Below are 13,613 nucleotides of genomic sequence, written 5' to 3'. Positions count from 1 at the left end.
TGACCAGTTTCGAACTGTCATTGACCACCTTGATCGCATACCGCGGCTGCGTCGTGTCCATGGTCAGGTTGAGGTAACGTTCGCTCGCCAGCGGCCTGGCGTTGGCCGCATGGCTGTCATAGCGGGTGATCACGAGGTTGAAGGTGTGTTCCGGGTCGACGGTGGCGTAATCGACATCGATGCGCACATGGTTGCCCCACCGCCCCGCATTCGCGGCCTCGGCCAGCAGCACCTCATCGGGCGCAGGCAACATGTGCAGCGCCGCACCGGCGACCGCTTCGCCGTTGGCGACCCGCACCACCAAGGCCGAGCTACCGCCGTTCAGGAAGTACTGCGCGATCGCGTAGCTGGCCTCGCTGCGGTCGTCCAGGCCGCCGTAGGTGCGTTGAAAATCGGCCGTCCCGAAGATTTCGACGGCCTCGTCCGTCGGCCCTTCGCGGAAGAAATCGATGAACGCGGTGATCGAGGTGCCCACGCTGGTGATGGTGTGCACCCCGCTCGACACTTCCTGGATGTAGACGCCTGGATAAGTCACTTGCACCATGTGTGCCTCCTAGAACAATCGGATACCCGAACCGAGCGTCTGCCATCGACGCCGGGAACTCCCTGCCTGCCATGCCTCGTCTTGCACCGTCGCCATCCACAGCCGTCAGGCATCCGTCTTCACCTGGGTGCTGCACCGCTCCAGTCATCCATCCCCTTGGCGTGCCCGGAAGCGAAGATGACACGGCCGTCGGGCAGACGAATCTCGGTCAGGCACCCCTGCTCGGTCATTGCCGCCAACGCTGTCTCGACATCATGCAGGGAAGCGTCGACCAGGCGGCGCGGCAACCACCATTGCTGTACTCCGACGGCGTTATCGGCCGCGGTCGGATGCGCAGCCAGGTAAGCCCGGATTGCCGTCTCCACATCCGTGGTGTTATTTCCCTTCCAGGCCATTCGCCTCCCGCATCGTCAACCATGCCGACTCAGCATCGCAAGGTCTGTGCCAACCATTACCATATTCACTTTCTTTTTATGAATCAATCCCATAAATTTCATCAGCGGGGCGCTGCAGATGTCCAATGCGGGACGCTTCGAACACACTGGGTCAAAAATGACCCACGCTGCGAACTCACCCTGCGCGCCGTGACAGACCCGCGCCAATGCCCTGCCGGGGAGATCAGGAACGAAGCTGATTTTCGTCTGCGGGTTGGATGCTGAGCGCTGCAGTGCTTTCGAGGGTGTCCTTGACCTACTGGGCTGTCGCGTCCTCGGCAAAGCTGGAACGTGCGAGTCCGTATTTGCGAACCAGCTTGTTGAGCCGGCTGCGGTCCTGACCGCAAAGACGCGCGGCCAGGCTGATGTTGCCGGCTGTGCTGGCGAGCAGGTGGCTGAGGTACGATCGTTCGAATCGAGCAATGGCTTCGGCTTTGGCCTGCCGGAAATCCGTGACCTGACCGGGTTCGGCCACCGGGACTGCGGTCGTGCCGCAGGACGGCACTGACGGCACATTCAGATACAGGGTTTGCCCCTCGTTGAGCAACAATTCCCGGTGCACCATGTTTTCCAGTTCACGCACATTACCCGGCCAGTCATACCCGCGCAGGTGTGCCAGACTGTGTGGATCGATGGGAATCGCAGGCAGGCCATAGCGGCTGCAATAGCGCGCGACAAAAGCCTCGGCAAGCAGCGCGGCATCATCCCCACGCGCCCGCAGGGGCGGCATGTCAAGGACCAACACCTTGAGACGAAACAGCAGGTCCTGCCGGTAGCCGCCCTGGCGGGTGAGTGCGGCCAGATCGGTATTGCTGGCAGCCAGCACGCGGACATTGGCACGCCGGGATGCCGAACCGCCCACCGGCCGATATTCGAGGTCCTGCAGGAAGCGCAGCAGCGCGACCTGGGCATGCGCCCCGAGGGCTTCGATCTCGTCGAGGAACAGCGTCCCGCCTTCCGCCTGTGTCACCACCCCGCTGCGTGCCTCTCGGGCATCGGTGAAAGCCCCCCGGACATGTCCGAACAACTCGCTTTCGACCAGATTGTCAGGGATGGCACCGCAGTTGATCGGAACGAAAGGGGCGCTGCCGCGTGCCCCGGAATAGTGGATGGCGCGCGCCGCCAGTTCCTTGCCCGTCCCGGTTTCACCCTCGATGAGCACCGGTGCATCGCAACGGGCAAGTTTGGCGATGAATGACAAGACCTGGCGGAACGCCGGGGATTCTCCGACAAAGATCGGGGCAGCATGGCGATCCTCAAACATCATCTCGTTCCTCCACGGGTCGTGCTTTCAGGCATGGTGGGGCACCGGACGCCGTTTTTCTCGGGCTGCCGACGAGGCATCTTGACCGGGCAAAGCCATCAAGTCAAGTTCGAGGCCAGGAATTCGTATTAGTTGCGAACATGCTCTGTTAATTGAGATTTTTGATAGGTCCCGAGTTGCAGGAACGAGCTGACAGGCCAATCGAAATGATCGGCCAGACTTCTCGATCGACCAGGAATCGGGGTACGATGAACGGCTTTTGGGCAAGGTGGGGAAGAGATTGAAACAGATCCAATTAACGGTCATGACTTTTCCAGGGACCCTGGGTCATGAAAGTCATGATCGTTTTCGCTCTCACGTGTGGAGAGGGGAGGTTCGTCAGTCGCTGACCCGACTTTCACATTAAGGATGACATATGAGCAACCCGCCCTCGCCATCGGAAAAACGCAAGCCCGCTGTTGCCAAACGAATCGTCAGCAAGCCGGATGCCCGGGTGAAGCCCGACACCGCCTTACCCGCCGAGCCAGGTCTCGTCGATCAGGTGCGTTCAATGGCCGGCAGACTGCTGGACATCAGCGCGGCCACCGGGGTTGCCGGACGCGCGCTGCAGACCGCCGGCAAGGTCAGCCGGGCATTGCAGGATGGGCATCCGATCGACGCGGCCAGCGAAGTCGTGCGGGCAGTGCTGCCGGGGATGGGTGAACCGACTGCCTGGGCCAAGACCGGTGCAGCGATTCGCTCGATGCGCGAGGCAGCCGGACTGACGATTGCCGAAGTCGGTGCCGCCATCGACCTGAAGGACCCTTCGCTGATCGAGTCCCTCGAGAATGGCCGTATCGCCCTGTCGTTCGAACTGATTCTGCGCCTGGCAGCAGTTTTCGGTCGCAATGACCCGGTTGGCTTCGTGATGCGCTTTACCCGCACGGCCCATCCCGAGTTGTGGACAAGTCTCGAAGAACTGGGCATCGGCAAGCTGGTGCTGCAAACCGTTCGCGAACACCAGTTCGTCAACATTTATCGCAGCAATGACGCTGCACGTACGCTCAGCGACCAGGAATTTGCCGAAATTTTGAGCTTCACGCAGGCCGGATTCGAGATGGCCATGGCCCTGCGCACCCGATACCAGGATCGAAGCAGCGATGCTGACAGCGATCGCGACGAGTGAATCGGTCACGCCGCGGCGAGTCGGTCTGGCCTGTCACCAGGACAGGCCGCGACGGGCGCGTGCTGATGGGTGGGCAAGGATCGACTTGGCCGGCAACGACGGCAAAGATTGCCGGTGGCCGTCGCCTCGGATCGTGGCGGTGATGTCGGGCGCGGCCTCCCGCCCCCACGATCAGTGACCGGCGGCGGGCTTACGGGCATATTTTTTGACCTGCCGCCGGCGTATGGCACGGAAATCAGCGCACCGCCGGGAATTCTCGGAGTTTCTGGCCCGGAAATTGCTTTTCCTGGATGCGGCACTCAGGTCGGTTTTTCCTGCTCGTGTAACCGTGCAAATCGCAGCGCGCAGCTGAGTCCGTCGCGACCGCAAGCGGTCAGGGGCAATTGACCGGGATGACCCACTTTTTATCAGGACAAGAAAATGTTGATTGGCGGCGTATTGAGTGCAGCTACCTGGATTTCCCGACTCGGTCAACTGATCGGCAGCAGCGAAACGAACGCTGCGCAAGCCAGTAACGGCGCCGAGGCATCTCCGCCCGTCGGTCCTCCTCCCTCCGGCGGTGGCATGCTCGACGCGGTTACCCAGGCCCTGGCAAAAATCGGCGTCGGCAGCAGTTCAGGGGCTTCGGGCAATACGGCTGCGGCAGTTTCGTCATCATCCTCGGCGGAAGATCCCGCACAGGCTTTGACTGTGTTCATGGACACTCTGATGGCTGCCTTGCACGCCCAAAGCGTTCGGGCCGCCACGAAAGACGCGAACAGCCGCATCACGGGCAGCTCCGGCGAGTCACGCCACAATATTCAGTCGGACATGCAGAGACTGATCGAGACGCTGGCATCGTCACCGGGCAGTTCGACCGGAGCCAGATCGTCCGACTCCCCGGTAGACGCGCTGCAGCAAAGCTTCCAGAAACTTCTGAGCGCAGCCGGCGGGAGCAGCAGCAATGCGACGCTTGCCGACTTTCTGCAGGCCTTCGCCCGCAACCTGCCCGGCGCTTCATCGGTTGGGAACGTCGTGAGCACCAGAGTTTAAGGTCAAAGTCACGTCAGCGACTCACGAACCTCCCCCTCACTTTTGTTGTCGGCGCTGCCGAAGCAGCGAACTGGACTCACTGCCTCATCATGCCATCTTGCCTTATTCTGGTATTGCTGCTGTGCTCGCCGGCCGTGCTCGCGCAAACGGCACCGCCGTCCACCGAACGCCAGAAGCAACTCGTGCATCTGGTCCGTCAGGATTGCGGCTCATGCCACGGCATGACGCTGCAAGGCGGTCTTGGACCCTCGCTGAAACCGCAGTCCCTGCAGAGCAAACCGGTCGAGTCGCTGGTGGCCACGATCTACAACGGACGGCCAGGGACGCCGATGCCGCCCTGGCAGCGCTTCCTAAGCGAGGCCGAGGCGCGCTGGATCGTCGAACAGTTGCTGACGGGATTTCCCGAGTGACCGGGGGCCGGAAACGGACATGGGGAAAGCCCGGCGTTGCTTCCCTTGTCCGCCGGGCTCCTGACGCCGTCGTCGAGGCTTTGGCGCTCAATCAGGCCTGAGAGATTTTGAAGAAGTGAAGAGGTGGTAAAAGAAGTCGTCGCGAGCAGGCCGAGATGCAAGGCGTGAGCGAGCCACAGATCGACCGCGCAGTCGATTGATTCATAACCCCTGAGCGGAAAAGCATGGGCTGGCGGCGTGCCGCTGACCAACCGAACGATCGTAATCGCAGCCTTGCAGGGCAGAGATGAACAGCTTGTCATCCTCCCTGATGTGACGTTCGAACCAGTACTCGCAGAAGCGCAGGAAGGAATGCGCGTCCTGCCCACCGTTGATGACTTCACCGAGAGCCTTGTGCAGCAGGCGCAGCGTATCGGTATGGATCTTGGCATGGTCGGTGAAATCCAGCCCGGCTTCCTCGGCAATCCGTTCTTCGGTGGCAAAATGGATCGCGAAGTAATCGAGAAGCTTGCCGAACTCGTTGACCGGAATATGACTGTGTTCAAAACAGATGGTCTTGAGAAAGTCAATGAAGTTGAAGATTTCTTCATGCTGGGCGTCGATTTCCGGCAAATCGACCAACAGCCCGTCCGGCAGCATGCCGGGAATGTACAGGGTCATCACAAGTCTCCTCTTGTCACCGATGGGTATCTCTTATTATCCCTTCAGTATAGAAGGTCTACCTGCAGAATTCCAGAGAAACCGGATTTAAGTCAGACTGGTATCTTGCCGGTCGCGGCTTGTCCGTCAAGCTCCTGCGAACAGCCAGAGGTAGCTTAGGGTTCCAGCGATGACGAGGAAGGGCAGCGACCAGGCATGGAAATTCCACCAGGCGCGCCGGTCGCCGAGCAGGCGCAATGCGATGAGGTTGGCCAGAGAGCCGATCAGCAGTCCAAAACCGCCAATGTTTGCCGCCCAGGCCATGAGGCGCCAGTCCAGACTGTGCTCGGCAAGAAGGATGGCGCCGGGCACGTTGCTGATGAGTTGCGAAATCAACACCCCGGCCAGGAAAAGACGCTGCGGATCGTGCAGCCCGATCGTCGCGACCATTGCCTGCACCGGCGGCAAATCGGCAAGCAAACGCAGGTCGATGAAGATCAGCACGAAAACGATGATCAGGGCCCAGTCGACCTGCTTCACCACTTGGCGAAAGGCGGCACCGAAGACGGTTGCGACGATCGCCAGTCCGACCCACGGCTGGCGCAGGTCGAGCAGTATCAGGAAAACCGGATAGAGCAACAGACAGCTCCACAGCAACCGCCGGGCGAGCAGCGGTGGCACGATGTCTTCGTGTGGGTCGATGTGTCGAGCCGGGAAGGCGAACACTGTCAGGGCCAGCAGAGTGCCGAGCAAGATCCCCGCCAGTGGCGCCATTTCGGCGACAAAAGCCATGAAGGGAATCCCTGATCGCTGCCACAGGAACAGGTTTTGCGGATTGCCCATAGGGGTCAGCACCGATCCAGCATTCACCGCCAGGGCTTCGAAGATCACCAGCCGCGCGATCGGCAGGGTGGCCATGCCGTTCAGGCCGAGGGTCAGCGGAACGACGATGAACAGGGCAATGTCGTTGGTCAATACCGTAGCCATGGCTGCCGAAGTGCCGACCAGTAACAAGGCCAGATTTCGCTCGCTGTGCATGCGTATGATCATCTGGTATGCGGCATGCTGCAATAGGCCGCTCTCCTCCAGTCCGGTAGTCAACAGCAACAACCCGGCAAGTGCCGCGATGGTTGGCCAGTCGACCCGTTGCGGATAGGTGGCGATTGCATCAGGGTCAAGCAGACTCAGGCCGAAACAGAGCAACACCAGAACCAGGAGCAGAATATCGCGCTGCAGGCGAGTAGCGATTTCGGCGGGAATCAGAAGCAGGCGTCTCATGAATTTCTTTGTGTCGTCGTGGCTTTCCGCACGGCGTGCCGCGTGCGGCAGTGCTAGGCTGTCATCGGATCGGGGGTTGGCGACGTGCCCGGAATGGCCCTGCCAACCACTGATTCGGGTGTTAATTCAGCAGGAAAAGCGATCAGACTTTTCATGAGTATGCCGTTACTGATGATGACTGGAACTTCCGCCAATGGCTTGCCGCGAAATTTGAAAAATAAGCCTAACTTTTTGGATGGACACTCATTATAATGATGCTGCGCTGCAACAAAACCCTGGCTCACAAGGTCGCGGTTGACGGCTTGCAGTGTTTGGCATTGCCAGTTTTCAGGAGTACTCGTATGAAAGCACCAAAACTTTTGCCGTGGATCGCCCACAAAACGGGCATCAACGAAGAACTCGCGCTCAAACTTTGGCGCCGCGCGGCTGGGGAAGCCGAAATCATCGCCGGCTGCTGCAACAGTTCGGATTTTTATCGCCTGGCCGTGGAACGTTTTATCGACTTCGCGGAAGCCGAGGGCACGTCCTCTGTAGTGCGTCAAACGGCCGGGACCAGGACTTGCATTTCCTGGCTGTGGCGCCACCAGAACCGGATCTCGAAACTGAACATGATTACCTTCGAGAACATCATCAGGCTGGGCCTATCCAACTGGACCGGCGTGTTTCCGGGTCCGCGTCACCCTGCCTGAGAGCCGCGGCAGCGAGCAGACCCACAGAGCAGGCTTGACTCAGTGACGCACCACGACCGGCGAGGCAATCTGCAGCGAGTCTGCAATTTGCACCGCCAATGCTGCCGCTTCGCTCTGTGTCGGCAGTTGCGTGAGACGAACGGTGTAATCGTAACCGCTGCCGGCACTGGCTCGCGGCATGATTCTGACTGGGTAGCCAGCGGCGCGTGCTCGGTCGTACAAAGACAAGGTTGCCGATTCGCTATCAAGCGTCGCCAGTTCGACTGCCCACCTACCGCTACGCGTGGCGTAGCGGCCGGCAGCCAGCGGTGTGGCTGTTGGCACGGCAACGGGAGGCGGGGCCGCCGGTAGTGCGGTCTGCGCGGCCAGCGATGCGAGCTGGCCGGCAGTGACTGCCTCGATCGGCGCCGGTGCATCCCCTTTCGGTGCCAGATAGCAGCTTGGCGCCGTATCGATTTGCAGTGCTTCTGCCAAGGGGTGCAGCACGGCAATACTTCCCTCCAGCAGGCAGATGCGGTCACCTTCCGCATCGACTCTGCCCAGGACATCGGTTCCCCTGATTCCCGCAGTGAGCGTGCCAACACGCAGATTGACAGCGCGCTGCCGATGATTTTTGGCAAGGGCGCCGGTGCTGAAACGCACCGCGCCTTGCTGGACATCGAGAGCAGCCGTGAACACCTGCGCTTCACGTACGCCAAGCGCGTTCAGGTCGAGTCGGCTGTCGGCAGCCATTTCGACTGTACTGCCATCGCCCAGCCGAATTCTGACCCGGGCACCGGGACCGCTGATCACCCGGTCGCGATTCTGCAGAACCGTCCCTGGTGTCAGCTCCTGCCGGACGCCGGGTCGCTCAAGCCAGGCAGGCATGAGCACTCCATCAACGATGGCGTCGGCTCCCGTGACTGCGCTTGCGGCCTGCGGCAGCAGACTCCCGGTGAGCATGGCGAAAAGAGCGCCGATACAATACCTGTTCATGGATGGTTCCTTGCGACCACGAGAAAGGGGCATTCTAACATTGTGCCCAGCACGACGGTCTGCCCGGTCAGGTTGCACGAGCTGTTGGAGCCGGCTTGCGTTTGTCTGCGCAGCGGCTAGACTGCCGCAATGCAAGCAGACTTGAGTGACGAACGACTGATGCTGGCCTATCGTGCGGGTGATGCAGATGCGTTCACAACACTCTATCGTCGTTATCGCGGCTCGCTGTATCGCTATCTGGCGCAGCAATGCGGGGACCCGGCAGTGGCTGAGGAGCTTTATCAGGAGGTCTGGATCAAGGTGGTCAAGGCCCGCGCCGACTACCAGCCACTGGCCCGCTTCTCGACATGGGTCTTCCGGATCGCGCGCCACCGGCTGATCGATCACTACCGCAAACATTCGCCACAAGCGCTGGCGCAGTTGGCGCCGAACGCTGACGATCCGGATGATGTCGATGACCTGATTGCCTGTCTGCCGGCACCCGGTCATGAGACGCCGCACGCCTTGCATGAGCGGCAACATGCGGCGCACAGGATCAACCTGGCGCTGGCCGCGTTGCCACCGGCCCAGCGCGAAGTCTTTCTGCTCGCCGAAGAGGGTGGGCTGACCCTGGAGGAAATTGCCGTTGCCACCGACAGCGGCCGTGAAACGACCAAGAGCCGGTTGCGCTATGCGCTGACCAAACTCAGACACTCGCTGCAGGATCTGTTATGACCCAGCGCCCCCAGGATTCTCCGAGCGATCCGCAACTCTCCCAATTATATCGGGAGCATGCGACTGAGCAGCCGTCACGCGCCACGGACGAGCGCATTCTCGCGGCGGCACGGGCAGCACTTGCCGAATCGCCGGCGAACCCACCTCGTGGCACCTGGTGGCTACGCTGGCGTACACCACTGACCCTTGCCACGACCTTGCTGCTGACCGTCACTCTGGCTTTGCTGCAGGAGCGACCACCAGGCGGTCTGCCGGCGGAACCGGGCCTGCAGCAGGAAGCTCCGTCAGCACGACGTGAGGCGCCGAGTCGTGGCCTCCGTGAGCCGATGGGTTCGGCTGCCGCTCCTGAACCGGCCAGGCCGGCCGCGCCATCTCCACCACCCGGCGAAGCGCACGCCAAATTGGCAAAGCCCTCGGGCAGCGCTGGCGAGAGCGACCGTCCATCGAAATCCGACATCGTTGCCGAACCAGGGTTAGCCCCGACTCCGTCGCGCAAGTCCTTGCCTGCCGCGGCACCGGCAGCGCCAGTCGTGCTGGACAGCGCTCCTTCGCCCGCTGCCGCGCTCGGCGACAGTCAGGCGGCAAGGCGTATCGACTCAGCTCCTGCAGCCGAGCGAGCGGCGTCCGGAGCATTGGCCAAGACCGAAAACGGCCGCAGTGCCAGCGTATGGCTCGATGAAATCCGTGCACTGCGGCGCGATGGCAAGACCCGGGAAGCCGAACGGCAACTGCAGGAGTTTCGTCGGGCGAACCCGGATTACCCGCTACCGGAAGAATTTCGTCAATGAATTGACCCCGTTTACCGGCGGCGTGCGTTGACATGCTCATCACCTCACCCAAGGAGTTCCTCATGAAAAAACTCGCCGCCTTCTTCGCTGCCCTGCCGCTGGCTGGCTGCATCAGCATTGCCGACGCCGGCGCACTGGTCGACGTCGGCATCATCGACCGCAGCAGTGGTCAGACGCTGGAGGTCTATCGCCACCACGGCCGCCTGTACGTGGTCGGGACTCCCGGTAACCGTTACGCAGTGATGTTGCGCAACAAGAGCAGCGGTCGTGTGCTGACCGTGCTTTCGGTTGACGGCATCAATGCACTCAGCGGCCAGACTGCCGCCACCTCACAATCCGGTTACGTCCTGGTGGCGCGACAATCGGCCGAGATCTCCGGCTGGCGCAAGAGCATGGACGATGTGGCGGCGTTCTATTTCACCAGCGTTGCCGACAGCTATGCCGGCCGCACCGACCGCCCACAGAACGTCGGAGTAGTTGGCGTCGCCGTCTATCGGGAAGCCGAGCCATTGCCGCCGCCGCAGGTCACGATGCCGTCGCGGGAGCGCGACGACGCTCCTGCTGCCGATAGTGCGACCTCGGGTGCCGCAGCCAGGGCGGTTGCGCCGGCGCCGTCGCAAGCGCCTGGCAAGCTGGCGGAGGGTCAGGGTCGTCTGGGTACTGGCCACGGCGAGCGCATCAGCGCGCCGACGCAATACACCGAGTTTCGACGTGCCAGTGACGCGCCCTCCGAAGTGCTGACCATTCATTACGACAGCTATAGCAATCTGCTCGCCCAGGGCATCATTCCACGGCAGCCCCGGCAACAGCCGACACCGAATTCGCTTCCGAACCCCTTTCCAGGTGGCTTCGTTCCCGATCCGCGGCACTGAGTCGTTTTGCGATTTCCCGATCAGGGCAAGCCAAAGCACGTATGCGTATAATCCGCGCTTCAGCCTCTTTTCTGGATTGTGACCGGCCATGCAGGAAAAGTATCAACCCGCGGACGTGGAAATCGCTGCTCAGGACTTCTGGAACCAGAGCGGAGCGGCGCGCGCCATCGAGGACATCAATCGCCCTAAATACTACTGCCTGTCGATGTTCCCCTATCCTTCGGGCAAGCTGCACATGGGGCACGTGCGCAATTACACGATCGGCGACGTTCTCGCACGCTTCCACAGGATGCTCGGCGATAACGTCATGCAGCCGATGGGTTGGGACGCTTTTGGCATGCCCGCGGAAAATGCGGCCATCCAGAACAATGTGCCGCCGGCGCAATGGACCTACGCCAACATCGATTACATGAAGACGCAACTCAAGCGTCTGGGTTTTGCGATCGACTGGGAGCGCGAGATCGCCACCTGCCAACCCGAGTACTACCGCTGGGAGCAATGGCTGTTCACCCGCCTGTATGAGAAAGGCCTGATCTACCAAAGACTGGGAACGGTCAACTGGGATCCGGTCGAGCATACCGTACTGGCCAACGAGCAGGTGATCGATGGGCGTGGTTGGCGTTCGGGCGCGCTGATCGAGAAGCGCGAGATCCCGATGTATTACATGAAGATCACTGCCTACGCCGAGGAATTGCTGGCTGACCTCGACCAGCTCGACGGCTGGCCGGAACAAGTTCGACTGATGCAGAAGAACTGGATCGGCAAGAGCACCGGCGTGCGCTTTGCCTTTCCCTATGAACTCGATGGTCAGCCCGGCCAGTTGTGGGTATTCACCACGCGTGCCGACACGATCATGGGCGTCACCTTCTGCGCCGTCGCCGCCGAGCATCCACTGGCCAGCTATGCGGCTGCGCGCGACCCCAGGGTGGCGGCTTTTGTCGAGGAATGCAAGCAGGGTGGCGTCGCCGAAGCGGACCTGGCGACGATGGAGAAAAAGGGTGTACCGACGGGCATTTTCGTGACGCATCCGCTGAGCGGCGAACCGATCGAGGTGTGGATCGGCAACTACGTGCTGATGGGCTACGGTGACGGCGCGGTGATGGCGGTACCGGCGCACGACGAGCGCGATTTTGCCTTTGCCAAGAAGTACGGCCTGCCGATCCGGCAGGTGATCGCGAAAGGCAGGGAAGACGGATTTGGCGACGGAAGCGGCTATGGAGGTGGGACCGGAAGTGGATCTGGCGCAGAAGATGGTAGCGGCTCTGACGTTGCTATTACAGACTTCTCCTTGTCTGCATGGCAAGAATGGTATGGCAACAAGTACATAGGTGTTTGCGTCAACTCTGGCAAATATGACGGCCTTGGGTACCACGCTGCGGTCGACGCTGTCGCCGTCGACCTCGCCGCCAAAGGTCTGGGCGAAAAGAAGGTCCAGTTCCGCCTGCGCGACTGGGGAATCTCCCGGCAGCGCTACTGGGGCTGCCCGATCCCGATCATTCACTGTGCGGCCTGCGGCGACCTGCCGGTGCCTGACCAGGACCTGCCGGTGGTACTGCCGGAAAACGTCACGATCAGCGGTGCCGGTTCGCCACTCGCCAAAATGCCCGAATTCTACGAGACGACCTGTCCCAAATGCGGCGGCAAGGCAAAGCGCGAAACCGACACCATGGATACCTTTGTCGAGTCCTCGTGGTATTTCCTGCGCTATTGCTGTCCGGACAATGATCACGCGATGGTCGACGAGCGCGTGTCCTACTGGTGCGCGGGCGGCATCGACCAGTACATCGGCGGCATCGAACACGCCATCCTGCATCTGCTCTACTCGCGCTTCTGGACCAAGCTGATGCGCGACCTCGGCCTGTTTGGCGAGCACCGGCTCGACGAGCCCTTTGCCCATCTGCTGACGCAGGGCATGGTCGTGGCACCAACTTTCTACCGCGAGGACAGCCATGGCAAGAAACAATGGCTCAATCCCGCCGAGGTCGATGCCGTGCATGACGAACGTGGCCGGGCCGTCGGCGCGTCGCTGCGCGCCGACGGCCTGCCGGTGATCGTCGGCGGCATCGAGAAGATGTCGAAGTCGAAGAACAACGGCGTCGATCCGCAGGCGCTGATCGAACAGTTCGGCGCCGACACCGCGCGCCTGTTCATCATGTTCGCGAGCCCGCCGGACCAGTCGCTGGAATGGTCCGATGCCGGCGTCGAAGGGGCATTCCGTTTCCTCAAGCGACTTTGGCGAATCGTCTACGAGCATGTCTCGGCGGGCCCGGTGGCGCCGACCCCGGCTGCACCTCTGTCTACCGGGCTGCAGGGCCTGCGTCGGCAGTTACACCAGACGATCGGCAAGGTCGCCGACGATTACGGGCGGCGCAAGCAGTTCAATACCGCCATTGCCGCGGTCATGGAGTTGCTCAACGCTTATGGCCGCATCACCGACGACTCGGCCGCCGCACGCGCCGTCAGGCAGGAAACCCTCGAAGCGGTGACGCTGATGCTCAACCCGATCGTGCCGCATATCTGCGAAGCGCTCTATGCTGCCTTGAGACCCGGCCACACGCTCTCCGGCCAGGCCTTTCCGAAACCTGATGCAAACGCGCTGGTGCAGAACGAAATCGAACTGGTGCTGCAGATCAACGGCAAACTGCGCGGCAGCCTGCGGGTGCCGGTGGGTGCTGACCGGGCGAGCATCGAAAGCGCTGCGCTGGCCTCTGGAGCGGCACAGAAGCATCTGGCCGGCACCGCACCCAAAAAACTGGTCGTGGTTCCCGGTCGCCTGGTCAATATCGTCGCCTGAAACCTTGCGAAAGTG

The 13,613-nt window shown here is 61.5% G+C and carries 14 protein-coding genes and 1 pseudogene; 8 read left to right on the top strand and 7 right to left on the bottom strand.

Features of this window, described 5'->3' with window-relative positions; genetic code table 11:
* The 3 genes and pseudogenes from V5B39_RS04445 to V5B39_RS04435 all read right to left on the bottom strand — a co-directional run.
* Positions 1 to 493 (bottom strand): annotated as a pseudogene (locus V5B39_RS04445) (phage tail sheath family protein); the annotation flags it as partial.
* Between the two features lie 170 nt (positions 494 to 663).
* A complete protein-coding gene (locus V5B39_RS04440; protein WP_332341717.1) occupies positions 664 to 939 on the bottom strand; it encodes a hypothetical protein in 276 nt (91 codons plus the stop codon).
* Between the two features lie 295 nt (positions 940 to 1,234).
* Positions 1,235 to 2,245, bottom strand: coding sequence for a sigma-54 dependent transcriptional regulator (locus tag V5B39_RS04435; protein ID WP_332341716.1), 1,011 nt, complete (start codon positions 2,243 to 2,245; stop codon positions 1,235 to 1,237).
* 412 nt (positions 2,246 to 2,657) lie between these two features.
* Between V5B39_RS04435 and V5B39_RS04430 the strand changes: the two genes are divergently transcribed.
* Positions 2,658 to 3,407 carry a helix-turn-helix domain-containing protein gene (locus tag V5B39_RS04430; protein ID WP_332341715.1) on the top strand — a complete coding sequence of 250 codons (750 nt, stop codon included), beginning with the start codon at positions 2,658 to 2,660 and terminating at the stop codon, positions 3,405 to 3,407.
* A gap of 470 nt (positions 3,408 to 3,877) precedes the next feature.
* Here V5B39_RS04430 and V5B39_RS04425 read toward each other — a convergent pair whose 3' ends face one another.
* Positions 3,878 to 4,105, bottom strand: coding sequence for a hypothetical protein (locus V5B39_RS04425; RefSeq protein ID WP_332341714.1), 228 nt, complete (start codon positions 4,103 to 4,105; stop codon positions 3,878 to 3,880).
* A gap of 10 nt (positions 4,106 to 4,115) precedes the next feature.
* Here V5B39_RS04425 and V5B39_RS04420 point away from each other — a divergent pair, with 10 nt between their 5' ends.
* The gene (locus tag V5B39_RS04420) at positions 4,116 to 4,439 is read left to right on the top strand and encodes a hypothetical protein (protein WP_332341713.1); all 324 of its coding nucleotides are present in this window, start codon (positions 4,116 to 4,118) and stop codon (positions 4,437 to 4,439) included.
* Positions 4,440 to 4,528: 89 nt separating this feature from the next.
* A complete protein-coding gene (locus V5B39_RS04415) occupies positions 4,529 to 4,849 on the top strand; it encodes a c-type cytochrome (RefSeq protein WP_332341712.1) in 321 nt (106 codons plus the stop codon).
* A 201-nt stretch (positions 4,850 to 5,050) separates the two neighbouring features.
* Here the strand turns inward: V5B39_RS04415 and V5B39_RS04410 are convergent, their stop codons facing one another.
* Together V5B39_RS04410 and V5B39_RS04405 are read right to left on the bottom strand one after the other, a co-directional pair.
* Positions 5,051 to 5,509, bottom strand: a complete 459-nt coding sequence (locus V5B39_RS04410) for a bacteriohemerythrin (protein WP_332341711.1) — start codon at positions 5,507 to 5,509, stop codon at positions 5,051 to 5,053.
* 126 nt (positions 5,510 to 5,635) lie between these two features.
* Complete coding sequence (locus V5B39_RS04405) at positions 5,636 to 6,766, bottom strand: SLC13 family permease (protein ID WP_332341710.1); 1,131 nt, start codon at positions 6,764 to 6,766, stop codon at positions 5,636 to 5,638.
* Positions 6,767 to 7,107: 341 nt separating this feature from the next.
* On the opposite strand from V5B39_RS04405, the gene V5B39_RS04400 reads away from it, so the two are divergent.
* Positions 7,108 to 7,455 carry a hypothetical protein gene (locus tag V5B39_RS04400; protein ID WP_332341709.1) on the top strand — a complete coding sequence of 116 codons (348 nt, stop codon included), beginning with the start codon at positions 7,108 to 7,110 and terminating at the stop codon, positions 7,453 to 7,455.
* Positions 7,456 to 7,494: 39 nt separating this feature from the next.
* On the opposite strand, the gene V5B39_RS04395 is transcribed toward V5B39_RS04400, so the two are convergent.
* Complete coding sequence (locus tag V5B39_RS04395) at positions 7,495 to 8,430, bottom strand: FecR domain-containing protein (RefSeq protein WP_332341708.1); 936 nt, start codon at positions 8,428 to 8,430, stop codon at positions 7,495 to 7,497.
* A 141-nt stretch (positions 8,431 to 8,571) separates the two neighbouring features.
* Here V5B39_RS04395 and V5B39_RS04390 point away from each other — a divergent pair, with 141 nt between their 5' ends.
* From V5B39_RS04390 to V5B39_RS04375, 4 genes are all read left to right on the top strand, one after another.
* Complete coding sequence (locus V5B39_RS04390) at positions 8,572 to 9,144, top strand: RNA polymerase sigma factor (protein ID WP_332341707.1); 573 nt, start codon at positions 8,572 to 8,574, stop codon at positions 9,142 to 9,144.
* Positions 9,141 to 9,932, top strand: coding sequence for a hypothetical protein (locus tag V5B39_RS04385; RefSeq protein ID WP_332341706.1), 792 nt, complete (start codon positions 9,141 to 9,143; stop codon positions 9,930 to 9,932). Before V5B39_RS04390 ends, V5B39_RS04385 begins: the two co-directional genes overlap by 4 nt.
* A gap of 62 nt (positions 9,933 to 9,994) precedes the next feature.
* Complete coding sequence (locus tag V5B39_RS04380) at positions 9,995 to 10,804, top strand: hypothetical protein (RefSeq protein WP_332341705.1); 810 nt, start codon at positions 9,995 to 9,997, stop codon at positions 10,802 to 10,804.
* A gap of 88 nt (positions 10,805 to 10,892) precedes the next feature.
* Positions 10,893 to 13,598, top strand: coding sequence for a leucine--tRNA ligase (locus V5B39_RS04375; RefSeq protein ID WP_332341704.1), 2,706 nt, complete (start codon positions 10,893 to 10,895; stop codon positions 13,596 to 13,598).
* Positions 13,599 to 13,613: the final 15 nt, after the last annotated feature.

The sequence above is a fragment of the Accumulibacter sp. genome, assembly GCF_036625275.1.
Classification (GTDB): Bacteria; Pseudomonadota; Gammaproteobacteria; order Burkholderiales; family Rhodocyclaceae; genus Accumulibacter.
The sequence above is the reverse complement of the archived record's forward strand: the minus strand, read 5'-3'. Positions and strand labels throughout refer to the sequence as shown.